At 60.5% G+C, this 26,848-nt stretch carries 25 protein-coding genes, 2 tRNA genes and 2 pseudogenes; 12 read left to right on the forward strand and 17 right to left on the reverse strand.

Annotated features, from left to right (window positions below):
- Positions 1-114 precede the first annotated feature (114 nt).
- Positions 115-561, forward strand: a complete 447-nt coding sequence (locus Q7S58_RS15190) for a VOC family protein (RefSeq protein WP_304827471.1) — start codon at positions 115-117, stop codon at positions 559-561.
- A gap of 87 nt (positions 562-648) precedes the next feature.
- The gene (locus Q7S58_RS15195) at positions 649-1,728 is read left to right on the forward strand and encodes a PHB depolymerase family esterase (protein WP_304827474.1); all 1,080 of its coding nucleotides are present in this window, start codon (positions 649-651) and stop codon (positions 1,726-1,728) included.
- Here Q7S58_RS15195 and Q7S58_RS15200 read toward each other — a convergent pair.
- A complete protein-coding gene (locus Q7S58_RS15200; protein ID WP_304827477.1) occupies positions 1,721-2,263 on the reverse strand; it encodes a LysR family transcriptional regulator in 543 nt (180 codons plus the stop codon). The genes Q7S58_RS15195 and Q7S58_RS15200 overlap by 8 nt on opposite strands.
- A gap of 121 nt (positions 2,264-2,384) precedes the next feature.
- A complete protein-coding gene (locus Q7S58_RS15205) occupies positions 2,385-2,753 on the reverse strand; it encodes a DOPA 4,5-dioxygenase family protein (RefSeq protein ID WP_304827480.1) in 369 nt (122 codons plus the stop codon).
- 93 nt (positions 2,754-2,846) lie between these two features.
- Here Q7S58_RS15205 and Q7S58_RS15210 point away from each other — a divergent pair, with 93 nt between their 5' ends.
- The 3 genes from Q7S58_RS15210 (at position 2,847) to ilvD (ending at position 5,210) form a co-directional block, all read left to right on the forward strand.
- Positions 2,847-3,095 carry a type II toxin-antitoxin system RelE/ParE family toxin gene (locus tag Q7S58_RS15210; RefSeq protein ID WP_304827483.1) on the forward strand — a complete coding sequence of 83 codons (249 nt, stop codon included), beginning with the start codon at positions 2,847-2,849 and terminating at the stop codon, positions 3,093-3,095.
- A gap of 21 nt (positions 3,096-3,116) precedes the next feature.
- On the forward strand, positions 3,117-3,437 hold the full coding sequence (locus Q7S58_RS15215; RefSeq protein ID WP_304827487.1) for a HigA family addiction module antitoxin: 321 nt from the start codon (positions 3,117-3,119) through the stop codon (positions 3,435-3,437).
- Between the two features lie 99 nt (positions 3,438-3,536).
- Positions 3,537-5,210 (forward strand): dihydroxy-acid dehydratase, encoded by a 1,674-nt coding sequence (ilvD, locus tag Q7S58_RS15220; RefSeq protein ID WP_304827492.1) that lies wholly within the window; start codon positions 3,537-3,539, stop codon positions 5,208-5,210.
- Positions 5,211-5,546: 336 nt separating this feature from the next.
- Here ilvD and Q7S58_RS15225 read toward each other — a convergent pair whose 3' ends face one another.
- A complete protein-coding gene (locus tag Q7S58_RS15225) occupies positions 5,547-6,242 on the reverse strand; it encodes a hypothetical protein (RefSeq protein WP_304827495.1) in 696 nt (231 codons plus the stop codon).
- Positions 6,243-6,298: 56 nt separating this feature from the next.
- Complete coding sequence (locus Q7S58_RS15230; protein WP_304827498.1) at positions 6,299-7,246, reverse strand: hypothetical protein; 948 nt, start codon at positions 7,244-7,246, stop codon at positions 6,299-6,301.
- Positions 7,247-7,633: 387 nt separating this feature from the next.
- Between Q7S58_RS15230 and Q7S58_RS15235 the strand changes: the two genes are divergently transcribed.
- Entirely contained in the window at positions 7,634-8,383 is a 750-nt protein-coding gene (locus tag Q7S58_RS15235; RefSeq protein WP_304827501.1) for a bifunctional 2-polyprenyl-6-hydroxyphenol methylase/3-demethylubiquinol 3-O-methyltransferase UbiG, read from the forward strand.
- A gap of 223 nt (positions 8,384-8,606) precedes the next feature.
- On the opposite strand, the gene Q7S58_RS15240 is transcribed toward Q7S58_RS15235, so the two are convergent.
- Positions 8,607-9,551: a sulfotransferase domain-containing protein gene (locus tag Q7S58_RS15240; RefSeq protein WP_304827504.1), complete on the reverse strand. Its 945-nt coding sequence runs from the start codon at positions 9,549-9,551 to the stop codon at positions 8,607-8,609.
- A 178-nt stretch (positions 9,552-9,729) separates the two neighbouring features.
- On the opposite strand from Q7S58_RS15240, the pseudogene Q7S58_RS22245 reads away from it, so the two are divergent.
- Positions 9,730-10,023, forward strand: a pseudogene (locus Q7S58_RS22245) (cupin domain-containing protein); the annotation flags it as partial.
- Between the two features lie 108 nt (positions 10,024-10,131).
- Positions 10,132-10,407 (forward strand): annotated as a pseudogene (locus Q7S58_RS22250) (cupin domain-containing protein); the annotation flags it as partial.
- Positions 10,408-10,423: 16 nt separating this feature from the next.
- Here the strand turns inward: Q7S58_RS22250 and Q7S58_RS15250 are convergent.
- From Q7S58_RS15250 to glgB, 7 genes are all read right to left on the reverse strand, one after another.
- On the reverse strand, positions 10,424-11,302 hold the full coding sequence (locus tag Q7S58_RS15250) for a hypothetical protein (RefSeq protein WP_304827510.1): 879 nt from the start codon (positions 11,300-11,302) through the stop codon (positions 10,424-10,426).
- A 272-nt stretch (positions 11,303-11,574) separates the two neighbouring features.
- Positions 11,575-11,650 (reverse strand) — tRNA-Gly (locus tag Q7S58_RS15255).
- 147 nt (positions 11,651-11,797) lie between these two features.
- Entirely contained in the window at positions 11,798-12,379 is a 582-nt protein-coding gene (gene pgsA / locus Q7S58_RS15260) for a CDP-diacylglycerol--glycerol-3-phosphate 3-phosphatidyltransferase (RefSeq protein ID WP_304827513.1), read from the reverse strand.
- Positions 12,380-12,482: 103 nt separating this feature from the next.
- The gene (gene lpxA / locus Q7S58_RS15265; RefSeq protein ID WP_304827516.1) at positions 12,483-13,316 is read right to left on the reverse strand and encodes an acyl-ACP--UDP-N-acetylglucosamine O-acyltransferase; all 834 of its coding nucleotides are present in this window, start codon (positions 13,314-13,316) and stop codon (positions 12,483-12,485) included.
- A 9-nt stretch (positions 13,317-13,325) separates the two neighbouring features.
- A complete protein-coding gene (locus tag Q7S58_RS15270) occupies positions 13,326-13,517 on the reverse strand; it encodes a DNA gyrase inhibitor YacG (RefSeq protein WP_304827519.1) in 192 nt (63 codons plus the stop codon).
- 189 nt (positions 13,518-13,706) lie between these two features.
- Positions 13,707-14,021: a hypothetical protein gene (locus Q7S58_RS15275; RefSeq protein ID WP_304827522.1), complete on the reverse strand. Its 315-nt coding sequence runs from the start codon at positions 14,019-14,021 to the stop codon at positions 13,707-13,709.
- Between the two features lie 375 nt (positions 14,022-14,396).
- On the reverse strand, positions 14,397-16,598 hold the full coding sequence (gene glgB, locus Q7S58_RS15280) for a 1,4-alpha-glucan branching protein GlgB (RefSeq protein WP_304827525.1): 2,202 nt from the start codon (positions 16,596-16,598) through the stop codon (positions 14,397-14,399).
- A 148-nt stretch (positions 16,599-16,746) separates the two neighbouring features.
- Here glgB and Q7S58_RS15285 point away from each other — a divergent pair, with 148 nt between their 5' ends.
- The 4 genes from Q7S58_RS15285 to Q7S58_RS15300 all read left to right on the forward strand — a co-directional run bounded on the left by Q7S58_RS15285 (position 16,747) and on the right by Q7S58_RS15300 (position 19,590).
- On the forward strand, positions 16,747-17,985 hold the full coding sequence (locus tag Q7S58_RS15285) for an alkyl sulfatase dimerization domain-containing protein (protein WP_304827528.1): 1,239 nt from the start codon (positions 16,747-16,749) through the stop codon (positions 17,983-17,985).
- Between the two features lie 86 nt (positions 17,986-18,071).
- Positions 18,072-19,004 (forward strand): DUF5671 domain-containing protein, encoded by a 933-nt coding sequence (locus Q7S58_RS15290; RefSeq protein ID WP_304827531.1) that lies wholly within the window; start codon positions 18,072-18,074, stop codon positions 19,002-19,004.
- A gap of 195 nt (positions 19,005-19,199) precedes the next feature.
- Positions 19,200-19,280, forward strand: a tRNA-Leu gene (locus Q7S58_RS15295).
- A gap of 52 nt (positions 19,281-19,332) precedes the next feature.
- The gene (locus tag Q7S58_RS15300) at positions 19,333-19,590 is read left to right on the forward strand and encodes a PGPGW domain-containing protein (RefSeq protein ID WP_304827534.1); all 258 of its coding nucleotides are present in this window, start codon (positions 19,333-19,335) and stop codon (positions 19,588-19,590) included.
- A gap of 60 nt (positions 19,591-19,650) precedes the next feature.
- Here the strand turns inward: Q7S58_RS15300 and Q7S58_RS15305 are convergent, their stop codons facing one another.
- The 5 genes from Q7S58_RS15305 to uvrB all read right to left on the reverse strand — a co-directional run bounded on the left by Q7S58_RS15305 (position 19,651) and on the right by uvrB (position 26,667).
- Complete coding sequence (locus tag Q7S58_RS15305) at positions 19,651-20,529, reverse strand: LLM class F420-dependent oxidoreductase (RefSeq protein WP_304827538.1); 879 nt, start codon at positions 20,527-20,529, stop codon at positions 19,651-19,653.
- 16 nt (positions 20,530-20,545) lie between these two features.
- Entirely contained in the window at positions 20,546-21,316 is a 771-nt protein-coding gene (locus Q7S58_RS15310) for a hypothetical protein (RefSeq protein WP_304827541.1), read from the reverse strand.
- Positions 21,317-21,318: 2 nt separating this feature from the next.
- Positions 21,319-23,379, reverse strand: coding sequence for an NAD(+) synthase (locus Q7S58_RS15315; RefSeq protein ID WP_304827544.1), 2,061 nt, complete (start codon positions 23,377-23,379; stop codon positions 21,319-21,321).
- A 279-nt stretch (positions 23,380-23,658) separates the two neighbouring features.
- Complete coding sequence (locus Q7S58_RS15320; protein ID WP_304827547.1) at positions 23,659-24,054, reverse strand: endonuclease domain-containing protein; 396 nt, start codon at positions 24,052-24,054, stop codon at positions 23,659-23,661.
- 345 nt (positions 24,055-24,399) lie between these two features.
- Positions 24,400-26,667: an excinuclease ABC subunit UvrB gene (gene uvrB / locus Q7S58_RS15325; RefSeq protein WP_304827550.1), complete on the reverse strand. Its 2,268-nt coding sequence runs from the start codon at positions 26,665-26,667 to the stop codon at positions 24,400-24,402.
- Between the last annotated feature and the right edge of the window lie 181 nt (positions 26,668-26,848).

The following is a 26,848-nucleotide window of genomic DNA, read 5'->3' on the forward strand; positions in this document are numbered from 1 at the left end:
TGTGCGGTTCAGATTGCATCCCGTTTCACTTCATCGCTGCAATTCGATAGCTATTCCTTACGATAGGTGAATTTCTAGTTCCCGGTGGATCTTTTAGCAGGGACAGGTGAAGTCATGATCGAAAGCATCTTTCACGTAAACGTCAATTGCACTGATTTTGCGCGCTCGATGGAGTTCTACGCCAAGCTGGGATTCAAGGTTGTTCGCGATCTCGAGGTGGTCGGCAATCCGGAATTGAGCGCAGGACTGCGAATCCCCGACGGCCGCGGCCGCGCCGTGCTCCTGATGCTGGGGAACAACCGGCGCGCAACCAGGCTTGATCTGATCGAGTGGCTGCATCCGAAAACGGCGGGAACTTCGTATCCGAATCTCTGGAATGCCGGCATCTGCAGAATCGCGCTCCGCACGCGCGATCTCCGCAAAGACTATGCAGCGTTGAAGGCTCAAGGAATCGAGTTCTGGACCGAGCCGAGTTTTTTCAACGTCCGCGAAGGCCGCGAGGAGGGCTTCGTCTGCTGTTCCGATCCGGACGGCGCCGTGATCGAGCTAATCCAGGTATGATCTAGTCGATTACACAACACGCGGCATCCACTTTTAGCTGTTCTGGCAGCCGTCGCTTCGGCTATTGTCGCGTCCGAGGAAGCAGTAATGGCGAACGAAGATCTCACCTATGCGGATCGGCTGACGGCTCTCCAGAACAAAGTCCTGGAATTCCTGCGCACTTTCGAATCCATCCAGGAAGAACTGCGGCCCGGCGTGCTGGCCGAGAGCCAGGCGCGACTGGTTAGCGTCGTGCGTGATACCTTTCGCCGCTTCGAGTCGAGCTTTGTTCCACTGACGCCGCCCGCGGCGACGAAGGAACTGCATCAGCCGCTGTGCGCTGCGATCCGCGAACTGGGCAAGGCATACGAAATTTTCATGAGCAAGCCGGGACCCGAATGGACGCTCGCCTTCCTCCACAGTCGCGCTGCATTTTGCCGCGGCCTGTACCAACTCTACGAATTGCGCGACCAGTTGCCGCTCGTCGCCCCGCATTTTTTGACCGTCGGAGCCAAGGCGCCCGCCCCCGGCGCGCCGGGCGGCCCATCGACTGGTTTCATCCAGCGCCAGCGCAACACGGATCGTTCTGATTACACGCTCTACGTTCCGGAAGATTATTTGCAGGAGAAGCCGATTCCGCTGATCGTCGCGTTGCACGGCGGCTATGGTCAGGGCTACGAGTACGTCTGGACGTGGCTGCGGGCGGCGCGCAGTCGCGGTTACGCCGTTCTCGCGCCTAAGTCGTTAGGCGATACCTGGGACATGATGGTGCCGAGTTCCGACACGCGGTCGGTCGTGCGGATGATCAGCGAAGTTGTGAGCGAATATTCGATCGATCCCGCGCGCGTTTACCTGACCGGCCTCTCGGACGGCGGCATCTTCACCTACATTTTAGGGCTCGAACAACCACAACTGTTCCGCGGTCTCGCTCCGATAGCCGGCGCGCTTCATCTGACGGTGGATCCGATGCTGCGCCAGGGACGCGGCAAGGACACCCCGATGCTGGTAGTCCATGGGGTCCACGACTTCATCTTTCCGGTCGCCTATACCCGCCAGACCTGCAACTTGCTCAAAAGTATCGGCTACAACGTGACCTATGAGGAGCTACCTGAGTGGGGACACGCGTATCCTTACTCGATCAATGAGCGGCTAGTGCTGCCGTGGTTCGAGTCGCTACCGGCTAAGTAGTGCACGAAGGACTATGGCGGAATTGCAGCGCTCCCGGCACGAGCAAACCGGGTTGCGAGACGATGCGATAGGCGTTCTCCACCCACTCGCACACCCAACCCCGTGTGTCGCGCGGGTCGATCATCTCCTCCATCTGGAACCTGCTCAGCGGGCCGATGGGTCCGCGCGCGCTTTCGATGCGCGCATTGATTTCGGCGTGGAGCGCTTTGGGGTCGGCACTCTCGGCAAGCTGGCTACCGATAGCGAGGATGATCGTATCGGCAGTCGCGACGATAAGCTCGCGCTCGACGTGCTTCAGGTCGAACTCGTGCAGTTTGAAAACCGTTTGCAACTGAGCGAGCGCCTGCTCGATGTGGGGCCAGAACTCCGCGAATCGGGTCGCGACCATGCCCCGTCCGACTCGCACCAGGATTGCGTCCTCAAACTGAGCCCGCAGCCGGCCGAGTGCCTCGCTCACCGCCGGCTGGCTCATATGCAACGCGGCTGCCGCCTGCGTCACGCTTCGGGTGCGCAGCAGCTCGCGCAAAATCGGCAACAGGTTTAAGTCAGTGGCGTTCAGTCGGACGGCGGCAGTGGAGTCCCGGTATCTGACGGCCGGGACCGATGGCCGATACGCGGGACGAATGCCCCTGTTCGAATCTGGCAAATCGGGTCGCTCAGGTTGATTTCTCCGGCAGGCGTTTCAGGATGTCGAGGCGCAACGCCAGCTTTTCTCCCAGCCATAGCGCATTGATCGCGTGATCGACGTAGTCGTCGCCAGTCTCGGGATGCACCAGGATCGTGAGGCCCGCGCGATTGAGCATCAGCCACGGCACGATTCGCGCAAATTCATCGGGCTGAAATTTGACTTGGTACATCGCCTGCGGATGCGGTCCGACCGGCTCGTCGCGCCATCGGCCCATCTCGACTGTGAACCTGTGCTGGATTTTCTTGCGCAAGCTGGCGGCGACTTCGCGCGACTTCGCATCATAATAGACATGGGCGTGGTAGCCGCGGATTTTTTTCGGGTCGATCGCTCGCGTCATCTGCGATTTCTCCAACTTGCGCGCGCAAAGAGGGACGCGGCAGATTTTCTCATCGCCGCGCCGCGGTGGATAGCTATCCGCGTTCGGCAGTATATGTCGATCGTCAACCTCGAAGGAGAGTGCTCAAAGGTGCCACCGGCGCTCCGCCAGCGGTGCAGCGATCGCCTCGAAATCATCGATGCTGCAGCCGAACTGATTCAACTGAATTTGCCGGGCTACGATCTGCATCCTTTGCACACGCAACCGGTGCGACACAGCATCCACGTGAATGGGCCGTGGTGCATCACATTCGAATGGCACGCTCCGAGGGCTGCAAAGATCGATCTTGAGCAATATCACTAAAGAGCGCACAGGCTTTCAGTTATGAGCGAGGAATTTACAGTCAATCGGAAGAACATCAAGCGCCCGCCGACTCATCCGGGCGTGTTGTTCGAGCGCGACATCCTGCCAGCGCTCGGGCGCCGCACGGTCGGCGAAATTGCGACGCTGATGGGAGTGAGCCGCCAAACGCTTCATCGCGTGATGGCGGGCGATACCGCGATCAGCCCCGAAATGGCGGTTCGGCTCGGCAAGCTATGCGGCAACGGTCCCGAGTTGTGGCTTACTCTGCAAGCGCGATACGACGCGTGGCACGCAACGCGCCGTCTTCGACGATCGATCGACAAGATTCCGACGCTGACCTGAACCGGTGGATGTTTCGCGCGGCAGCTATATAATGAACCCCTCAATTTGAAGGCATCGTCGCGGCGCGACGCGCTAATCGCGGACACGACAGGAGCAGACATGAGCGCGAATCCGAAAAGCCAGATCATAACCCAGGGGGCGCAGCGATCGCCGAATCGCGCGATGCTGCGCGCAGTGGGATTCACCGATACCGATTTCGACAAGCCAATCGTCGGCATTGCAAATAGCTACAGCACGATTACCCCGTGCAACCTCGGTTTGAACGTGCTGGCGAATCGCGCGGAGGCGGCAATCAAGGCGGCGGGCGCGATGCCGCAAGTCTTCGGCACCATCACAGTCAGCGACGGAATCGCGATGGGCACCGAAGGCATGAAGTACTCGCTGGTCTCGCGCGAGGTGATCGCCGATTCGATCGAGACCGCGTGCACCGGGGAATCGATGGACGGCGTGCTCGCGATCGGCGGCTGCGACAAAAACATGCCGGGCGCGATGATCGCGCTCGCGCGGATGAATATACCCGCGATCTTCGTTTACGGTGGAACGATCAAGCCGGGCCGCTATGGCGATCGCGACTTGACGATTGTGAGCGCGTTCGAGGCCGTCGGCGAATTCAGTGCGCATAAGATCGACCAGGCCGAACTGCTCGAAGTCGAGCGGCGCGCCTGTCCGGGCGCCGGTTCGTGCGGCGGGATGTACACCGCGAACACGATGTCCTCGGCGATCGAGGCGATGGGCATGAGCGCGCCCTACTCTTCGACCATGGCGGCCGTCGATTCGGAAAAAGCCGACAGTGCCGCGAAATCGGGCGAGATGCTGGTGGCGGCGATTCGGAGCGGACTCACGCCGCGCAAAATCATGACGCGCAACGCCTTCGAAAACGCGATCGCAGTCGTGATGGCGGTCGGCGGCTCGACCAACGCCGTGTTGCATCTGCTCGCGATCGCGCATGCTGCCGAGGTGCCGCTCAAGCTCGACGACTTCGAGGCGATTCGCCAGCGCGTGCCCGTGCTCTGCGATCTCAAACCGTCGGGCCCATACGTGACGACTCAACTGCACCAGGCCGGCGGTATCCCGCAAGTCATGAAGATGCTGCTGAAGCATGGCGTGCTGCACGGCGGCGAGATGACGATCACCGGCAAGACTATCGCCGAGAACCTGGCCGAGGTGCCCGACGCGCCGCGCAAGGATCAGCCGGTCATTCATCAGTGGGAAAGCCCGGTGTACGCCAAGGGGCATCTCGCGATCATGCGCGGCAACCTCGCGACCGAGGGCGCGGTGGCGAAGATCACCGGCATCAAGCATCAGGACATCACGGGACCGGCGCGAGTGTTCGATCGCGAGGAGGACAGCCTGACCGCGATTCTCGAGGGCAAGATCAAGGCCGGCGACGTGCTGGTGATTCGCTACGAAGGACCGCGCGGCGGCCCCGGGATGCGCGAGATGCTGTCGCCGACGTCGGCGATAATCGGCGCCGGGCTGGGCGATTCGGTCGGACTCATCACCGACGGCAGATTCTCCGGCGGCACCTACGGACTCGTCGTGGGGCACGTCGCGCCGGAAGCGCAGGTCGGTGGATTGATCGCGCTGGTGCACGAGGGCGATTCGATCACGATCGACGCGAAGCGGCAATTGCTGCAACTGAATGTGCCGGAGGACGAAATCGCGCGGCGCCGCGCACTGTGGAAGGCGCCCAAGCCGCGCTACACGCGTGGCGTGCTGGCGAAGTACGCGGCGCAGGTATCGTCGGGCAGTCTGGGCGCAGTGACCGACTAGAGGTCACGAACATGACTACGAAGGCAGACGTTCGGACGTTCTTCGCGGTGTTGCTTTCTTTCTCATCGGGTTGCATCCCAATGCATTCGACCGCCACGGTCAATGGAACGCTGTGCACCTCGAATGGTTGGGCGACGCCCGTTGGAGCATCGTTAAAATCCGAATGCGTATCTCCTGATGGCAAACCAGTGAGTAACTCTGAAGTGCACACCGGACTCTTGTGAAGATGACAATGGAGTCTTTTGCGGTAGCAGAGTGGCGTAGCCGACGCGCGGCAAGCTCGAGCACATTGCGACGGGACTACACCCGGGACCGGCACAACACGCTGATTCGGCGTCATTGATTAAAGTTCTTGCTGCCCTCTATGGTTCCTTGCGATACGGCGCCTTCTCGAATCAACTCTGAATGCAGTTCAACGTCTTCTTCGTTGCTGAGTATGTGGAGTACCCCATGGAAGTTCGCTGAGTGAGCGGGCCGGTCGTAAGGACTTGACGAACCGTCGCTATTGATCTGAACGGTTTCGAGACAATCGATTACTTTCTTATCTTTCAATAATAAGCTGTATTTCTGGGTCACACGTAGAACGCGCGAATCTGCTGATACCAAATGCTCCTCAGTGATCTTGATTCTGTTTGGAGTGAGAACTTGTGCCGTCGCGCTCAAAATTCGCGCATCCGTCTTTCCCCAGATCCCGGTTCGAACGTAGATCGTGCCGTCTCCGCGCTGTCCAAACAGCAGACTGGTCGGCGATGAGTGCGATGACGATCCATTGGATGACATTTCGTACAAGTGGCCTCCCCATAGCCCGATGATCTCTGGAGTTACTTGCGGAAGTACTAATTCGTTTTCTTGCTCATCAGGTGGCGCGCTCGGTTTCGCGATAGAAGGAGGTTCAGGGAGTGCAGGGCTTTGCCGGTGCATGATGGTTCCGCGCTGCTGGGCTGAAATCGGCGACGATAGAACGCCCATGAAGCAAACAAACAAAATAACAACTCTTATCGTGTCGTTCTTGAAAGTCTTTTGAATACGCACAAGGGCACACGCCGCAACTGTACACTTTAGGACTGTGGAGTTGATTCCGACACCCTCTATTCAGTATGAGTCTGCCGTCTTTCTTCCTCTAGCTGCTGCTGCGACAGTGGCTGACCCGCCGGTTTAGCCTGAGATCCGGCGGGCGGGGACGATGCGCTCGGTTGAGCAGCGACGGAACCTCCCGCTTCGCTCAAGCTAGCCGGTGCTCTTGTCGCCTCCGACGTGGTCCCAGGCGCGGCGCTCGCTTGAATCCCGTTCTCACGCCCTACCGCCGCCGCCGTAATCTCGCCATCTTCCCAAGGTGTTGTGTGTGTTTCAGATTGATGTGTCTCTTCGTTCATCAAGTTCATCTGAATCGAGGTGTATTCACCCTTTGGATAAAAGACGTAGCCATTGATCGAGAAGTTCGGATTCGCTTCGCGAGGCTGCAAGGAAAGTGCGTTGACTTGAGTCTCAGCATCTTGACGGGCTGCAACTTGTCCTTGAACACCGCCCGCCACGCCCCCTTGGGCTAGGCCAATGCCTCCACCCATCGCGGCACCGTATGCGGCCCCTGTAGCCGGCGCACCAAGCATCGCACCGACGGCAACACCGAGTGCAGCACCAAGCACCGCCCCGGCTATAGCCCCAACCGCGGCGTTTTTGGCAGCGCCCGTTAGGCCCGCTTTCAAAGCATTCGCGTCACCAGCTTCCTGAATAGCCTCGCCTGGAGGAACAGGGAGTATCTTTTGACCTTGCTGATTGATAGCGAATACCTGACTTGGCTCTACCATGTAAGGCTCATCGGTTCCGTTTGCGATCGCTATATCAACTGGGACGATTTCGCCGATCGGCTTCCCCGGTCGAGCCTGCATCGTAACTGCGCCTTTGCTTGGTGTCAGGGCAACTCGCGGGGTAATGGGAATCGGACGGGCGCTGGTGGCGCAACCGAAGACACCCGATGTGCTCAGAATCGCCATCCACGAAATCGCGGCCAATCGCCATCCAAAGCTCTTCTTCAGCATACTGCACCTCGACGGCTGACAGTTGAAGGAGAGCCGCAACTTTCGAGCATCCCCTGAGTGCCTGGCAGTTGTCAACGAGCAGTTAATGGGCGCTTTTTCTGGATAGCCGGATCCGACGTCCGCTCGACGCTGCGAACCAATGACGATACATTACGGCCGTCTTTTCACGGCGACGCCGGGCGCTGCCGATCGAGCGTTGAGTACAGCACGCCGAAGAGCCGGCGACTCGTCGCTAAACGCTCGAAATCAATCTGGAAAAGTGGAGTGGGGGAGCGGTTTCGAACCGACGGCCTCACGCTTGCCAAGCACGCGCTCTAGCAACTGGATCTCTGCCGGCGCGCGCTTCCCCCAATTGCGGCGGTCGAAGCTCGCAGCTTAGACTGCACGATGATGCGAAACTCCGATCGAGCATGGCAGCTATTCGGCGCCTCGGAGCCTTACGGCACCGTCGCCGGCTCGAGCCGATACGACCGGGCGGAACTCGACGCGGAGCGCCTGCGAGAATTTTTCGAGGCGGGCGCCCACGAGATCGCGGACGTCTTTCGCGTGATCGCCGAACGGCTGGATTCCGGCTTCCGGCCGCGGCGGGCGCTCGATTTCGGCTGCGGCGTCGGCCGGATGCTGATTCCGCTGGCCGCGCGATGCGACGAAGTCGTCGGCGTCGATGTGGCCGATTCGATGCTCGCCGAGGCGGCCCGCAACTGCGCCTCGCTCGACAACGTGAAACTGCTGAGCGGCGACGACTTGCTCTCGCGCGTCGAGGGCAAGTTCGATCTGATCTATTCATCGTGGGTGCTGGGTCATATGCCGGCCGCGAAGGGCGAGGCGCTGGTCGCGCGGATGGCCGAGCGGCTCAACGCCGGCGGCGTGGCCGTGCTGCAGTTCCCGTACGCATGGCGCGTCGCGAGATCGCGCAAATTGATGAACTGGGCGCGCAACACGATTCCCGCCGTCAACGGCCTGATCAACCTGGCGTCGCGGAGATCGTTCGGTTATCCGCTGATGCAGACCAACTTTTACTCGATAAGCCGCCTGCTCGACATCATGGACGAACACGGCTGCACGACCGCCTTCATGCGCTCCGAGCCCGATCACAAGTCAGTGCTGAGCGCCACCGCCTTCTTCTATCGCGGCTGAGCGCCGCGGCAAACGAGCAAGCGGACTGCGCGCGCCGCTTCCAGATAGATCGAGCATCCCGGCGCGGCGCTCGCCAGTATCAGCAACCCGAACAAGGCTGTGAAGATTTTCAAGCTATCCCCGGCGTCCCCGCAACCACCAATGCGTCGATCAGCCGGCGCGATAACTACTAGTTAGTCTCGCTCGACGCAAGCGATAATGCGACGCGCGCTCGAACAGAGCTTTAATCCGGGGCGGAACCAGGATCGCCCGCCGACAGCCTGCCCTCCTTCAGCCATCGATTCAGCGCCGGCGACAATTCCGCTTTGACTCTCGCCTCATAGTTCGCGAGATCATCTTCAGTCAGCACGCCTTTCCAGCGATTGTTGGTGCCGCTATGCAGAAAAGTCTCGTGACCGTTCTTGAATGCGCGCTCGAGGCCCGCCATGATCGCGCCGCCGTTGCGCTTCATCGAGTCGAACGTCGCCGCCTCGACCAATTGCGGCCACAGATCTTCAGGCGTCTCGATCCCGATGAAATCCGCGATCCGTTTCATCTCGCCCGACAGGTCGGCTTTCAAATCGTTGTAATGAACCATCAGCAGATTCGGCCGCTTCCTTTCCTGCCAGAACGAGCGCTCGAGATGAAAGAACGCCTTCGACATCATCGAAATCTTCGAATAGTCATCGGCCATCCAGTAGAGAAAAAACTCGCGGGCACTCTTCGGCGGGCGAAAGTACGGCATCCCGATCGCGTCGTCGGCGATTCCGATTGCGTCGAGTTGCTCCCACATCGCGGGCAGGACGCTGTTGAAGTGATTGAGGAACGACATGCACGCGTCGCGGCCGTCGCGCGCGACGTGGATATACTTGACCTCATCGTAGATCGGCAGCGCGTCGAGCGGCAGATGAGATTTGAGAAACCGCCGATGCGTCTGCGCCTCGATCATCGGCAGCGACACCTCGATCGGCATCTGGAACCTGGCATCGATCCACGGCGACAGATCCCACAACGGATGCGGCTCGGGCGATTGAAAAACCAGCAGGCTGACGATCTGCTGGGTCCAGGTGGTGCCGACTTTGGGCGCGGTCGCGATAATCACGTCGCCGTCGCGCGGTTGGTAGCCGGCCCATTGGCGGCTATCCATGATCCAGTTGCGAACGACGCTTTGCGGCGCGCGGCTCAGCATAGCAATTCCTCCAGTTGTCCCGCAGTCAAGAACGCGTTTCGCAGCCTACGCTTGACTGCCCGTTCCAGGCAACGGTTCGACGAGGCCGCATCGCGCGAGATTTGACATCGAGCCGCCCGGCGGACTAGCACCATCTCAATAGAACGGCGCAGCGAAAAATTCCGCACGGAGAAAAATCATGGCCGACACAGCTTCGAATCCATCGCAGATAATCCAGGTGAGCGAACTCGAATGGCAGTCTGTGACACCGGCTATCAAGGCTAAGATGCTCTGGTCAGACCCCGCGACCAAGCGGCGCGCCCAAGTGACGCGCTTTGAACCCGGAGCAGTCCTGCCGCTCCATAAACACGTCGGCGACGAGTTCCTTTACGTGATCGAAGGCGCAATCGCGGACGAGGCGGGCGTCACCGCGGCGGGCAGCGTCGGCTATCGTCCCGACGGATGTATCCATACCGTCACGAGCAAACACGGCGCGACAGTCTTCGCGATTATCAGCGGCGGTGTCGAGCCAGCCTCGGCGATCGGCGATGCGCCCCCGTCGCAAACTATCGTACTAAGCGAAATTCCCTGGAGCAGCGCGATGCCCGGCGTCAGCCAGAAGCCCATCTGGAGCGACAAGGCGAGCAAGCGCCGCGCAGTTCTCGCGCGTTTTGACGCGGGCGCGAAATTGCCGCTGCATAAGCATCTCGGTGACGAACTGATCTTCATGATCGAGGGCTCCAACTTCGATGAATCCGGTGAAGTCCGCACCGGCAACGCTAACTACCGCCCCAACGGATGCACGCACACGGTGTCCTCGAAGCACGGCGGCACCGCGCTCGCTTTCGTGACCGGCACCGTCGAGATGCTCAAGTAGCGCGGAAAAGACGGCTTTAATCGAGTGCTTGCACCGCTGTGCGGATTGCGTGCAGAGCGTCGGCAGCGCGGGCTCGGATTGCATCCCACGTCAGACCATAGTCTGAAATCGGGAAGTCGATCCCGAGTCTTGCCAAAGCGGCTATCAGTTCAGGCGATCCCACGTGCGTCATTTTGTTGCGGACCTTCACGATATCTTTGAGAATCGCGATCGCCCTGCGCGCGTTTTCTTGCTCGGATTCGGGCGCAACCGATTCCATCGCAACCGTTAGACGAATCAGCTTTTCTTCGCGTTTTACTCCCCGGTCTTCCGGCACTTTCTCATCAGGAACTTCAATCCATCTTAGCATCTCACCGAGATCGCCAACTCGAGCTTTGAAATCCTCAAAATTCGCGCAGGGGAATCCAAGAGAAGCCACTTTTTCGGCTGACCTTATCCGAACCAGCGGCTCGGTAAACTTTTTTTCCCAGACCGCGTTAAGGAAATCTATTGCAAGTGGCAATTCGCGTGGCGAGTAAGGCACGGCCGAGGACTTTGGCGTTGTCAGTTCTTCGTAACGCTCCCAACCTGTGGGCCTCATCTGAATACGTTCCCCATCTTGTGAAACGCGAGAAACGTACCCTTTATTGGCAAGCGCCTGCATTACGTACCTGAGCCCTCCGCTAGATACCGGAGGAGCAGCGCCTATGAGCGCAGTCACTATTCGAGGTTCAATGGCTATGGAAGCATGAGGCACTGCTTGATGCAAAAGTGTCTCGCCAAACCATTGAATGAAGTTGTCCTGCTGCTTCGAAATAGAGGGCAGCCGGTAGGATTCAACAATCGTTTGCAGCAGCGAAGTTGTGAGCTCTACCTGTTGGCTGCGCTGGCAAGCGAGTCGGATTCGGTGACTCACTAAGGCTCGTATCTCGGGTCTCGAATTCAACTGATCCTCCGCTGCCTGGTGCAATCGGAATGTGCCGCATGCAGGACAGTTGACTATCTTGGACTCGAGGCTGCTCTCATTTTCTATCTGAGCAGAGTCATAGCAAGCCGGACAATTGGGCATCACCCTCTTTCTCCCCGTTACCGGAGTTTGTCACTGCACCCGAATCGCTTTACAGGGCAAGGACGTAGCACGAAGACTTCAGGCATTCGGAACCTAATGGGAAATTGCTGCAGGAAATATGGAGCGGGTGATCGGTTTCGAACCGACGACCTCGTGCTTGGCAAGCACGCGCTCTACCAACTGAGCTACACCCGCTCTCCGATCACGGTAGAGAACTATCTTGATTATCGGCCATCGCGACGCAAGTCAAACATTATACCGAATGCGGCGTATCGAAGCACGGCTTCCCTCGCGACACGCGGCTCTCTCGACAGATGCGTCGCAAATCAAAAGCGGCCCGGATTAACCCGCGGCGCGCTTGCTCGACGAAACCGGCTCCGGTCTCAGCGCCACGAAGACGCGGACATAGTAATCGATGGCCGACCACACGCTCACCAGCATCGAGAGCCACAGGATGAACATCCCGGCCGCGAAAAAATCGACGTGAAAATAGGTGTAATGCAGCAGCAAGCCATGCAGCGCGATCGACTGCAGCGCCATCTTGTATTTGCCGAGTTCCTCCGCGCCGACGATGAGCCCCTCGGCCGCCGCGACCGCGCGCAGCCCCGTGACCATGATTTCGCGCGAGACCAGCACCACCACCATCCACGACGGGACGTGCGGCGCGCGCGCCATCCCGACCAGCATCACCAGCGCCGTGATGACGATCAGCTTGTCGGCCATCGGATCGAGAAATTTGCCGAGCGTCGTGACCGCGTCGTAGCTGCGCGCGAGGTAGCCGTCGAAGTAATCGCTGAGGGTGGCGACAAAGAACACGCCGGCGGCGGCAGTCGACGCGGCCGGCCCGGTGTCCAGCAGCAGCCAGACCAGAATCGGCGCCATCGCGATTCGAAACAGCGTCACCAGGTTGGGCGTGGAGAACATCACGATTGTGCGGCTCGGGACAGCGGACTCGCGCGTATTGTCCCGCCCTTCGAGAATAGGTCAATCAGGCGGAAGTGGCAAATCAGGGTGCGCGACGAGCGAATCAATCTTCGCCATCGCCGCCGGAGCCATCATGATGAGGCCCGAACGCGACGCCGCGTTTCGACGCCCGAATAAAATCGATCAGCTCGATCACTTCGGGCGCGAGATTGCCCGCTTCGAGCAGTCGCGCGATCGCGAGCTTCAGGTTCTGCCGCGTACCGAACAGCACGCCGAAGGCGTGGCGCAATGCGTGGATCGCCTGATTGCTGATGCCCGCGCGCTTCAGTCCGACGATGTTGATACTGCGGAGCGTGTGGGTGCCATCCATGATGCAGAACGGCGGCACGTCGCGGCTGGTGCGCGACAGCCCGCGCATCATCGCGAGCCGCCCGATTCGGGTGTACTGATGCACCACGCAATTGCCGGATACCAGCGCGCGATCGCCCAGCTCGACCCATCCGGCGAGCAGCGCGCCGCCCGCGATGATCGTCGAGTTGCCGATGCGGCAATCGTGCGCGACGTGCGAATTCTGCATCATGTAGTTGTCGTCGCCCATGATCGTGATCGCGCCATGCTCGCTGCCGCGATGCACCGTGGCGTATTCGCGGAACACGTTGCGATTGCCGATCTTCACCGCGCGCGGCGCGCCGCGGTAGCTGAGGTCCTGCGGCTCGTCGCCGATGACGGCGCCCGGATGCAGCACGTTGTCCTCGCCGAATTCGGTGATGCCGAGAATCGTGACGTGGCCGATCAGCCGGGTGCGCGCGCCGATGCGGATGGCGCCATCGACGAGGCAGAGCGGTCCGATCTCGACGCCCGGCGAAAGCTGGACGTCGGGGCCGACCACGGCGCTCGGATGAATCTTCGGGGGCGGCGAAGCGGCACCGTCAGGCATCGAAGCGGCTCAATGCAGGGTTCGCCGCTTTTTCAAATCGTCGGGATGCTCGTGATCTTCGGCGCTGCCGGCGTCGTCGGGCTCATAGCCGCCGCTGGCCCAGGTGCCGAGATCGACGAGTTGGCATCGCTCCGAGCAAAACGGCCTGAATCGATTCTGCTTCGACATGTCCACTGGCTTCTTGCAAATCACGCAGAGCATCGTACCGCACCTATCAGAGAAAACTGCCAGATGGTCGCGGCGAATGAAAGGCTGAAGACGCGCCTGAATCGGCGTTCAGTGTATGAACCGAGCCGCGATCGCCGCGCGCCCGGGATTGTTTCGGCATGACGCACTCCCCTTCGCACGCGCTAAACGTGCGAAGGGTGTGTGACTGTTCGGGAACCGAACCTACGAACCGAGGCCGGGACGCATCACGAACACGCTACCCTTGGGGCCGATTCGCACGCAGGAAACATCTGTGCGCTGAAACTCAGGCGTACAAATCGGCTGATCGACTGCCGGGCATTTATACAGATTGGGCGATAATAGCTGGCACTTTTCGAGTGCGAAGTTCACCGCGACCGGCTTCTCGCCTGCCGGAGGTTCCGTTGCGTTTTCTGAAGCACAACCGGCCATCGCGAGCATCGCGAGCGACACTGCTATTACGCCAGCGCGAAACAAGCGCGCGCCAGGCCTCACCATCGAAACGACATTCTTCTCCATCGATTCCTCCCCTCGATACTGACGCGTTTAACCCCTGACCTTGGCAGGGGGAGCGCTGGCCCCGAATGATGCCCCAAGTGCGCCCACGAATCTAATACACGATAGCCGCGAAATTCCAAATAGCAACAGAAAGGCGAAGTTGCGAAATTCGCCAGAAAACCTCGCCCCCGCATCGATCACGGCCGCCGGCGGTGCGGAACGTCGCCGGCCGATAATCGTAAACCAGTTGCTCGCGATAGCAACAATCGCTGCTCCGCACCGGGCCTTTGTACAAGAAACCGACGTGGATTTGAAGGCTCGATTGGCCGCTCGCGACCGCTGGCTGCGGCGAATCGGGGGCCTCGAACCTTGCTGAGAGCGGCAACGGGCGCCGCTTCAGGGGGCGGCGAACCAAATCGTGCTGAGCGGCGGCAATTCGATCATGATCGAGTCGTCGAACTCGTGCCACGGAATCGGCGCCGAATCGACGCCGCCCAGATTGCCAATATTCGAGCCGCCGTACGCGGCCGCGTCGGTGTTGAGTATCTCGCGATAGCGTCCCGGGCGCGGCACTCCGATCCGCAGATTGCTGCGCATCACGGGCGAGAAATTGCACACGCAGATCACGCGTTCGCCGCGCGCCGGCGCGATCCGCATGAAGGCGATCAGGTTGTCGGCGGCGGCGTCGGCTTCGATCCATCGAAAACCGGACGGCTCGGCATCGGCTTCCCACAGCGCCGGCGTCGCGCGGTACAGGTGATTGAGATCGCGCACCAGCGCCTGCAGCCCGCGATGCTCCGGGTAGTCGAGCAGGTTCCAATCGAGGCTGGCGTCGTGATTCCATTCGCGCCATTGGCCGAACTCGGCGCCCATGAAGATCAGCTTCTTGCCGCCCCGCGCCCACATGTAGCCGAACAGCGCGCGCTGATTGGCGAGTTGCTGCACGCGATCGCCCGGCATCTTCGAGAGCAGCGCCCGTTTGCCGTGCACGACTTCGTCATGCGAAATCGGCAGCACGAAATTTTCGCTCCACGCGTACAGCAGGCCGAAGGTGAGATCGCGATGGTGGTATTTGCGGTAGATCGGATCGAGCGCGAAGTACTCGAGCGTATCGTGCATCCAGCCCATGTCCCACTTGAAGCCGAAGCCGAGGCCGCCTATGAACACCGGACGGCTCACGCCGGTCCACGCCGTCGATTCCTCCGCGATCATCATGATGCCGGGGTTCAGGCGGTACACGTCCTGGTTGAGTTTCTTGATGAACGACAGCGCGTCGAGATTTTCGCGGCCGCCGTATGCATTGGGAATCCATTCGCCGTCGCGCCGACCGTAGTCGAGATAGATCATCGACGCGACCGCATCGACGCGCAATCCGTCAGCGTGAAATTCGCCCAACCAATAGAGCGCGCTGGCGGTAAGAAAACTTCTCACCTCGGCCCGCCCGTAGTTGAAAATGTAAGTCCCCCAGTCGGGATGATGCCCCTGGCGCGGATCCTGATGCTCGAACAGCGCGGTGCCGTCGAAGCGCCCGAGGCTGAACGCGTCCTTGGGAAAATGCGCGGGCACCCAATCGAGAATCACGCCGATTCCGCGTTGATGCAGCTCGTCGATCAGATAGCGCAAATCGTCGGGCGTGCCGTAACGCGCAGTCGGCGCAAAATAGCCGCTGACCTGGTAGCCCCACGAGCCGGTGAACGGATGCTCCATCACGGGCATCAGCTCGACGTGAGTAAATCCCATCTCGGTCAGATAATCGCCGAGCATCGGCGCTATCTCGCGATACGTGAGCGGACGATCGCCGTCCTCGGGCACGCGCCGCCATGACCCCAGGTGCAGCTCGTAGATCGACATCGGACTCTTGACGGCTTCGCGATTCTCCCGCTCCGCGAGCCATCGATCGTCGCGAAATTCGTAGCTCGATTCATACACTACCGACGCGGTCGCGGGCGGCGCTTCCATGCTCTGCGCAAACGGATCGCACTTCAGGAGCAGCCCGCCGTCGCGCGTGCGAATTTCATATTTGTAGTTGAAACCCGCGCCGGCGCCGGGAATGAACAGCTCCCAAACCCCCGAGTTGCCGAGCATCCGCATCATGTGCACGCGGCCGTCCCAGCGATTGAAATCGCCGACCACGCTAACGCCATTCGCATTCGGCGCCCACACCGCGAACGACACTCCCTTCACGCCGCCCATTTCGCGAACGTGCGAGCCGAGCCGGTCGTAGGCGCGCTCGTGCTTCTGCTCGCCCCACAAATAAAGATCGACTTCGCCGAGCGTCGGCAGAAACGAATATGGATCGTGAATCGTGATCGATTCGCCGTCCGAATAATGAATCCTCAGTTGGTATGGAAAGACTTGGCCGTGACCTTCGACGATCGCCTCGAACAGTCCCGCCGGATCGATCATATGCATCGGGCGCGGCGCCTCGCCCGCGACGAGCAATTCAACCTCCGACGCCGACGGTCGAAACGCACGCACCACCACGCTTTGTCCGCGCGGATGCGCCCCCAGGATCGAATGCGGGTCGTGATGAATCAGCGTCAGCAGCCGATCGATCTCGTCGCGCTCTTTATGCAGTTCGCTAAGTGCTCGTGACATTACCAATTGCGAATTCCAACATTCAAGTTTAAACGATAGATTGAGTCGGCGCGACCCGAGCAAGCGGTCGGCGCGCTGCCCGCTCCCCTGCTGGATTGGGCAGCGCGCATAACGGACGATATGGATGTGAAAGGGGGACCGACTATCCATGCCGAACGCATATCAGGGCAACAGTTTGTACAGCTTCGATCCAATGATGGGGCAGCTCGAAGTGATCGAGCCGGGGATCGCGATGTTCCACGGCTACGCCAACTCCGCATTCGCATACGGGCGCGGCGAGATGCTCGCGGTCGATACCAGCTCGCGGACGATGGGCGCGATGGCGGTCGCGCGAATCCGCGAGGTCACCGCCGAGCCGTTCGCGTTCTTGATCTACAGCCACGGGCTTGGCGATCACGCCTTCGGCACCGAGGCGTTCATCCGGGATGCGATTGCGCGCGGATTTGCGCGGCCAAAGATCTGGGCGCATGAAGATGTCGCCGGACGCTTCGACCTGTTCCGAATGACCCGCGGATGGCACTCGCACGTCAATCGCATGCAGTTCGGCAACGCCAGCGCGGCCGACGAAATCTTCGGCGACGATACCTTCAGCTATCCGGATCTGACCTATCGCGGCACTCAATTTCTCGATCTTGCGGGAGAGCCCGTCGAACTGCATCATGCGATGGCCGAAACCGACGACGCGACCTGGGTCTGGATGCCCGCGCGGCGGCTCGCGATGGTTGGCGATCTGATCGTCTCGGCGATGCCCAACACCGGCAATCCCAACAAGGCGCAACGCTACACGCTCGAATGGGCGCAGGCGCTCGAACGCATCGCGCACCGAAAACCGCAATACGTGCTGCCGGGACACGGGCCGGCCTATCAGGGCGAGCAGATGTGCGAGGAGTTGCTCACCGAGACAGCGCGGGCGCTGCGCTACGTGCATGATGAGGTGGTGCAGCGGCTCAACGCCGGGCAATGGCCGATCGACATCGTCGAGGCGAACATCGCGCTGCCCGACGATCTTGCGGACAAGCCGTTTCTGAAGCCGGTGTATGGCTGCGTGCCGTTCATCGTGCGCGATGTGATTCGTCGCTACGCCGGATGGTGGAGCGGAGAGCCGTCGCAGATGTTGCCTGCGCCGCGCAGGGAGCATTGCGAGGACCTGATCGCGCTATGCGGTCGCGATGCAATCCTCGCGCGGGCGCGATCGCTGATGGAGGCGGGCGAACTCAGGCGGGCGCTGTCGCTGGCGGAGGTCGCGCTCAATGCCGACAAGGAGGACGCCGAGCCGCGCGCGCTGAATGCGGAAATCCTGGAGGCGATAGTGTCCTCGGAGCGATCGTTTATCGCGCGCAATTTCTTCGCCGCCGCCGCGAAGCAACTGAGAAATCACGCGATGTGACCGCGCCCGGCGCATACGGTTGCACCGCCGCGCGAAAGCCTTATGCTGATTCCGTCTAAGTTCAGGAACTAGATGGGACGGTAACCATGAAGGAAAAAGAGATCGAAGGATCTCTCTGGGACGTGTTTATCCACGTGCTAGCGGTGATAGCACTTTATGTGAGCATCGTGGGCGCGCTCACGGTGCTGTTTCAATACGTGAATCTCTCGTTAACTGACACGGCGGATGTCGAGGTCGACGTTAGGGATCGAATCCGATGGGGCGTGGCGTCATTGCTGATCTTTTTTCCCGCTTATGTATGGGCGTGGCGCTTGATCGAGATGGACCTGAGCGAGAACCCGGAGAAAAAGAAACTATGGGTGCGCACTTGTCCCATCTATCTCACCTTGTTTCTCGCAGGGCTGCTCGCGCTATCGGATCTCGCCTGCCTCGTCTACTACTTCATGAGCGGCGACCTGACGTCGCGTTTCTTGCTGAAGGTTATCGCAGTTTTGCTGGTCTCGGGTGCGGTTCTGTGGTTCTATCTGAGCGCTCTCCGCCGCGTCCCCGGCCCGCTACCGAGCGCGACCCGCGCCTTTGCGTACGCTACCTTTTTGCTCGTTGGACTACTCGTGATCGCCGGCTTTGCGACGGCGGGATCTCCGTCGCGCGCGCATCTTGCTCGCCTGGATGTTACACGGATAGAGAACCTGCAGGATATTCAACGAGAAATCGTTGAATACTGGCAGAATAAGATGGCGCTCCCAACCTCATTGGATCAGCTCAGCGATTCGATCTCGGGGTTCTCGCCGCCGCGCGACCCGGCTACCAGTGCATCATATGGCTATCATGCGGTCAGCCCTACTTCGTTCGAACTCTGCGCGGACTTTGCACTGAGAGATTTCGACACTGAGCACACGCTACCTTCCTGGACGCGAATGAGACTTGGTAAAATATACTGGAACCACGAGGCGGGACATTTCTGCTTTTCACGAACAATAGATCCCGCTCGTCATCCGCCCCACAAGCCCGAGGCCTAGGCCGGACCGGCTTGATTAACAGAGACGGCTGCTTACACCCGGTTGGATTTGGCGCTCTCCCTAGAAGCACCTTAACGCTCATCTTTGTGAATAGGAAGACGACTTAGAGGTCGTTAACGGACTTTCTGCTTCACCGACATCGCTGTATCGGTTATTTCTATCCTCTCGGATCTCTCATATGATGATTGCATCTTCGCGAGAGTGGCGGAATGGCAGACGCGCTGGACTTAGGATCCAGTGCCGCAAGGCGTGGGGGTTCAAGTCCCCCCTCTCGCATCAGCCAGAGCCGCTGCAAGCGCTCCAGGCATAGTAGTTTTGAAGTTCGGCGATGCGTCTTCAATCGAGCAGCCAGGCCAATCGGATCATCACCGCCGTGGTTGGTTCGACGCTCCTGATCGTCGGCGTCGCGATGCTGGCACTACCGGGGCCGGGCTGGATCGTTATCTTTTTTGGCCTCACGATCCTGAGCGCGGAATTCCTCTGGGCGCGGCTGCTGCTGAGACGTCTCAAGCAAGCCGGTCAAAAAGCCAGCGACATGGTTTCTCCGTCGCGTGCAGTTAACAGTGAAAGCAGCAAAGTGAGATGAATCGCGATCGCATCAACCTCGAGTAACAATAGTGATCCGGCGCGACCTTGGTGCGGTGAGTCAGGCGAGACCCGGACGAACTTCGGAATCGAAACGATCGAGGAAGTTGTCGATGGAATCGCCGCCGATCGGAGTCACCAGCAATTCCTGGACGCCCAGCGCCGCGAAGCGATTCAAGTAGTCGGTCAACTCGGCGGGCGGCGCAAGGATACCTTCGACGTAGCCGCCCGTCTCGGTCCATCGCGGCGCAAATCCAACATAGACCCGATGACTGATCGCGAAGCCGGCCAGGTCGCGATTTCGGCGCGCCGCGATCTCGCGAATCCAGGTGATCCGGTCGGCGAGCTGTTCGGGCTTCATCCGCGTGCCATGCCATCCGTCACCCAGTTCGACGGCGCGGCGAATCGCGCGGCGGCTGATCCCGCCGACCCAAATCGGGATGTTGCCCGCCTGTGGACGGGGACCGAACCGCATTCCGCTCAGATTGAAAAATTCGCCGTGATACTCCGGCACGTCGGCCGACCACATCGCGCGCATCAAGCTGATCGCCTCATCGGTATAGGCGCCGCGGCGCTCGAATGACACGCCGAGCGCGCTGAACTCCGCTTCCAGCCATCCGCTTGCAACCCCCGCGATAATCCGCCCCGACGAGAGGCAGTCCAGCGTCGCGAGCTCTTTGGCCAGATGGATTGCGTTTCGATACGGAACGACGATCACGCTGGTGGCGAGTTTGATTCGGCTCGTCAGCGCGGCAACGTAGGCGAGCGTCGCGACCGGCTCCATAATTTCGATCGCGGGCAGGCGGCCGCTGGACGCCGGCACCAGTAGATGATCGCTCACCCAGATCGTTTCGTAGCCGCTTTGCTCAGCGCGAATCGCGATCCGCGCGATGTCGCTCGCGGAGCCGCCGATTTGCGGCAAATGAATTCCGATCTTCATCGCGCCTCCTAAGGATTCAATGCGGCTTCGCGCTGGCGAGCATCGCAACTACCTGCCGCGCGGTGCCGATATCCACGTTCAGAGACTCCGCCGCTAGCTTCCATGCGTTGGCCTGATCGTTTTTCGCGAGGTACGCGCGGATCCGCGCCGCTAGCGACTCGTCAACGCGCGCATAAGCCTCCTTCGCGCGAGCCTCAGTGCTTTGCGAGCTAGCTGATTTGACTTTGTTGAGGCGATCCATGCCAAGTTGGGTCGGACATGGCGCCGTCTCGTACCACTTGCCGTCCTGCTGACCTATCATCCGGTTCAGCGTGATATCGCCGCGCTCCGCATTGTTGAATTGAATCTCAAGAACGTAAGTAGGCGCGACCGGATAGGTGCGGAATTTCGAATCGATAGATGCGTTAAGCGATAGCTTCGCGACACTTAGCCGATGGCGCTCGGGAATCGAATAGCGAAAGTGCTTCTTGAGCCAGCTATTCAGGTACGCCTGCCTGCTCTGATCGAAGCATGCCAGCGCCTCAGGTGCGACTAGTTTTTTAAGCTCAACGACGTCCTTCTTTCGGATCGCGGCAACCATCCGCTCGCCGAATTGGTGTTGCTCGGGCGTTATCTCCGCGGGCGTATCCTCGGTCATCGAGTCCTGTGCGCTACTATCGGCCGCCGACGTTGGCGCTCGATGCACTAGCGCCGGAAGCTGCGGTGGCGACGCCGCCGAATCGCCCGCCAGCGCGATCCCGCTGAGCGCGGCGAGCGCGATCGCGAGCATCGCAGATGCGCGCCGCACGCTCACTCGTGGTCGGGAATCAATTTCAGTTGTTCGATCCACGCGGTGGCTTCACTGTCCGACGGCGCGCGATAGTCGCCGCGCGGCGACAGCGATCCGCCCGATCCAACTTTGGGCGCGTTCGGGATGCAACTGCGCTTGAACTGGCTCAGCCGGAAGAAGCGATAGAGAAAGGTGTGCAGGTGCGCCTTGATCGTCGCGACATCGTACTGATGGCGATTCTCCGGCGCGATCCCCGGCCATCGCCCGGCTTCCTTGTCGCGCCACGCATGATGCGCCAAATAGGCGACCTTCGGCGGCGGATAGCCAAAGCGCAAAATGTAGTAGAGAAAAAAATCGTGCAGCTCGTATGGCCCAATCGTCGCCTCCGTGTCATGCGTCGGATGACCGTCGTCGTTAGTGCCGGGAATCAATTCGGGACTGATCGGCGTGCTCAGGATGTCGAGCAGCGTCTTGCTCGCGTCGCGGCCGAGGCTCTGATTTTCCGCCACCCATCGAATCACGTGCTGGATAAGGGTTTTCGGCACGCTCGCGTTGACGCTGTAGTGCGACATGTGATCGCCCACGCCGTAGGTGCACCAGCCGAGCGCGAGCTCGCTTAAGTCGCCGGTGCCTACCACCAATCCCGCATGCAGGTTCGCCAGCCTGAACAGATGACTGGTGCGCTCGCCCGCCTGCACGTTCTCGAAAGTGACGTCGTAAATTTCCTTGCCTTCGGCGAACGGATGCTCGAGGTCGCGCAGCATCTGCATGCAGCTTTCGCGGATGTCGATCTTCTCGGCCTTGCAGCCGAGCGCCTTCATCAGGCGATTCGCCTGCTCGAGCGTGCGCTCGCTGGTCGCGAACCCGGGCATCGTGACGGCGTAGATATTTTTCGCTGAATGCCCGAGCCGCTGCATCGCGCGCGCGCATACCAAGAGCGCATGCGTCGAATCGATTCCGCCGCTGACGCCGATTACGACGCGCTCGAGCCCGGTCGAGCGGAGCCGCGTCGCGAGTCCCTGCACCTGGATTTCGAACACTTCGGAGCATCGCTCGTCGCGCGTCGCCGGGTCCGACGGCACGTACGGAAAGCGCTCGTAAATGCGCTCCGGAATCATCTTCGCGCGGCGCGGCAATTCAGTCGTGAACGCGATCCGGCGAAAGCGCCTGAGCTTGTCGAGTTCGCGCTGCGCGTTGAGGCCGAAGGTATTCTGGCGCATCCGCTCCTGCGACAACCGCTCGAGGTCGATCTCCGAGCAGACCAGTTGCGGCTCATCCTTGAATCGTTCCGTCTCCGCCAGGATATTGCCGTTCTCCGCGATCAGCCCGTGGCCATCCCACGCGAGATCGGTGGTCGATTCGCCCGGCCCCGCCGCCGAGTACAGGTACGCCGCGATACATCGCGCCGACTGGCTGCTCACCAGCGTCCGCCGGTAATCCGCCTTGCCGACGGTGATATTCGAGGCCGACAAATTCAGCAGCATTGTCGCGCCCGCCAACGCCGCATACGACGACGGCGAAATCGGCACCCACAGGTCTTCGCAGATTTCCGCATGGATACTCAGCCACGGCTGATCCTCATGCTGGAAAATCAGGTTGTTGCCGAACGGCAGCCCGCGTTGACCCAGCAAATCGATCTCGTCGCGCGTCGCCGCGTCAGCCGACGTGAACTGGCGCGCCTCGTAGAATTCGCGATAGTTCGGCAGATTGGTCTTCGGCACGACGCCCAGAATCCTGCCGCGGCTGATGAAGACCGCGCAGTTGAACAGGTGATGATCGATCGCGAGCGGGGAGCCGACAACGGCCAGGATCGGCAGCTTGGCGCTCGCCTCGACGATCGCGGCGATACCGGCGAGGCATCCGTCGAGCAGCGCGCGCTGCTGGAACAAATCGTCGCACGAGTAGGCGCTGATCCCCATTTCCGGAAAAAGCGCGAGCACCGCTTTGCGCTCAGCCGCCTGCTTGAGCAGCGCGATGGTTTGTTCGCTATTGAAGGCTGGGTCGGCGACGCGGATCGCCGGCACGCCGATCGCGACGCGCACGAAATCGTGGCTATAGAAGTTGAAGAAATTTCCCGTCACTTCGTCTCCGCCGCTGACGAATCGCGCATCATCTTCTGCGCCAAGCGCCGCGGCCGATTTTTATCCGCTGCATGCCGCGCCGGGCGTTCCACCGGCTCGTTTGCGCGCGTCATTAACGATGACTCTGCCGCTTGTTTCGGGCTGGTACAAGATGGGTCACCTGGCGCCCGCGCCCGCCGGAGGGCGAGTCGCCGCTCTGATACCTCGCCCGTTACTTTACGGGAGAGGGCGCCGAAGTCGCGGAACGCTACGAGGCAGGTGAGGGTGCCGGATCGCCTGCTAACGCACTTTCGCTCGATTGCCATCGATCTCAGCAAGCACCCGCGCGATTTCTTCGACTAGAGCATCCACGCCGGTCATCACGTCGGAGTTCCAGAAACGGAGGACCCTGAATCCCAAGCTCTCGAGGTGCCTGGTTCGGGCGTCGTCGTAGCGCTTGAGCTGATCGAGATGCTGTTCGCCGTCGAGCTCGACTATCAGCCGCGCTTTGACGCAGCAGAAATCGGCGATGAAATCATCGATCGGAACTTGTCTTCGAAATTTCCAATTCTCGAGAGCTCGATTCCGCAGGATCGACCAGAGCCGCTTTTCCGCATCGGTGGCTTCGCGACGCATCTTGCGCGCGCGGGCGAGATCTTTGCTCGAGGTCAATCGCGGTGGAACGAAATCGGGCATGGATGAAGAATCGCACAATATGCTAGCAGCGGTGAACTAGCAGGCGATCCAGCACCCTCACCTACCTCGTCGCGTTCCGCGACTTCGTCCTCCTCTCCCCTAAAATAACGGGCGAGGTAAAGAAGAGGCGCCGACTCGTATTGTCAGCTTGCAAGAGCGGCGAATTGCTGCCCCCCTCTCTTTTCTAACAGCGCGGAGCGCGCATCCCTCTTATTGCGATTCGGCCCTGCGGCCCGAAGTCGGCTTCGCGTCGCCCCAGGAAGCGGCCCCTTCGAAGCTCAGGGTAAACTCCACCCGTGAGGGGTTTCGGGAATTATTCTTGCCCTCCTGCGCGGCCTACCTGCCTCAGTGCGGAGGGCCGGGGATCAGCTTCAGCTTGTTCTGGCGCGGCGGGCTCTTCGCGCCCGCGGCGCCCGCAGCCGCGCCGGTCGCGGCGCCTGCGCCGCGACGTCCGCGCGTCTTGACCGGGATGATACCCCGTTCCGTGATGTCCTTGATCTTGTGTTTCTCGCCGCGCCCGCGCGCGGAATCGCTCGCATGATGATGCGCCGAGCCGGGCGGCGCCGACGGCAGTATCGGATGCTTCGGCTGATCCATCCCGAGCGCGTGACGCTCGAGTTTTTTGATCTTGTCGCGGAGTTCGGCGGCGCCTTCGTAGTCCAGTTTCTCGGCCGCTTCCATCATCTCGCGCCGAAGCGCCGTGATGCGATCGGAAAGTTCGTGCGGCGGGATAAATTCTTCTTCGGACTTGCCGTCGCCGATCTCCGGCACCACCGCCCATTCCGGCGAATACATCTCGACCAGGGACGCGTCGATCGCTTTGACGATCGATTTCGCCGTGATGCCGTGCTCGACGTTGTAGGCGACCTGCTTGACGCGGCGCCGATCGGTTTCGTCGATCGCCTGGCGCATCGATTTCGTGATCGTATCGGCATACATGATCACGCGGCCGTTTAAGTGACGCGCGGCACGGCCGGTGGTCTGAATCAGCGAGCGCGCGGCGCGCAGAAATCCTTCCTTGTCGGCGTCGAGAATCGCCACCAGCGACACTTCCGGCAAATCGAGTCCTTCGCGCAGCAGGTTGATTCCGACCAGCACGTCGAAATCGCCGCGCCTGAGCCCGCGGATGATTTCGACCCGCTCGATCGTTTCGATATCGGCGTGGAGATAGCGCACGCGGATGCCGAGGTCGTGGTAGTAGTCGGTCAAATCCTCGGCCATTTTCTTGGTGAGGCAGGTGACCAGCACCCGCTCATTGACGGCCACGCGCAGACGAATTTCTTCGAGCAGATCGTCCACCTGCGTGCCGGCTTTGCGCACTTCGATCTGCGGGTCGATAAGTCCGGTCGGCCGAATCAACTGCTCGACGACCAGCCCGCCCGACCTCGCCAGTTCGTGATCGCCGGGAGTCGCCGACACGTAAACCGCCTGACTGACGTGCGATTCCCATTCCTCGAAGTTGAGCGGGCGATTGTCAAGCGCCGACGGCAGCCGAAACCCGAAATCGACCAGCACGCTTTTCCGCGAGCGATCGCCGCGATACATCCCGCCGATCTGCGGCACCGTCACGTGGCTTTCGTCGATGAAGTAGAGCGCATTCTTCGGAAAATAATCGAGTAGCGTCGGCGGCGCCTGTCCCGGCGAACGCCCGGTCAGATGACGCGAGTAGTTCTCGATCCCCGGACAGAAGCCCATCTCCGCCAGCAACTCCAGGTCGTAGCGGGTGCGCTGTTCGAGGCGCTGCGCTTCGAGCAGGCGATTCTCCTGGCGATAGAACTCGAGCCGCTCTTTCAATTCGATGCGGATGTTCGTGACCGCGATTTCCATCCGATCGGAGGTCGTCACGTAGTGCGACGCCGGATAGATCGCGACGCTCTGCAGCTTGCGGATCACCTTGCCGCGCAGCGCGTCGATTTCGTACATCGCTTCGATCTGGTCGCCGAAAAATTCGATCCTCACCGCGCGCTGCTCCTCGTATGCGGGAAACACCTCGACCGTGTCGCCGCGCACGCGAAACGTCCCGCGATGAAAATCGTAATCGTTGCGCTGATACTGGATATCGACCAGCTTGCGCAGCACCCGATCGCGCTCGATCGTTTGCCCCTCCTCCACGAACACCACCGTCTCGAAATAAACTTCCGGCTCGCCGAGGCCGTAGATGCATGACACCGACGCGACGATCAGGACGTCGTTGCGCTCGAGCAATGCCTTGGTCGCCGAATGCCTGAGCTTGTCGATCTCGTCGTTGATGCTCGCGTCCTTCTCGATAAACGTATCGGTCGAGGGGACGTAAGCCTCGGGCTGGTAGTAGTCGTAGTACGAGACGAAATAGCGGACCGCGTTGTCCGGAAAGAGGCTCTTGAACTCGTTGTAGAGTTGCGCGGCGAGCGTCTTGTTCGGCGCCATCACGAGCGTCGGACGATTCACCCGCTCGATCACGTTCGCCATCGTGAACGTCTTGCCCGAGCCGGTTACGCCGAGCAGCACCTGATGCGGCACGCCGTCGATTAGATTGCGGGTGATCGCGTCGATCGCGGCGGGCTGGTCGCCCTCGGGCTTGTAGCTCGATACCAGCCTGAAGACACCCTCTTTGCCGCGCGCCAGTGAAAGCATATCGACCCGTGAGTTTATCAGAGATCGAGGCGATGGACTAAACGAGCCGGCCGAAATGGCGCCTGTATCGCGATCAACGCAGCTTGGTAAAGACCTGAAGAAGGCGGCGATGGCGTCAATAGGGCAAAGTGAACGCGCGCTAATCCGGCGCGAGGCACCCCCAAAAGAGGTAACTTTCATC

Source organism: Candidatus Binatus sp., from assembly GCF_030646925.1.
GTDB lineage: Bacteria > Desulfobacterota > Binatia > Binatales > Binataceae > Binatus.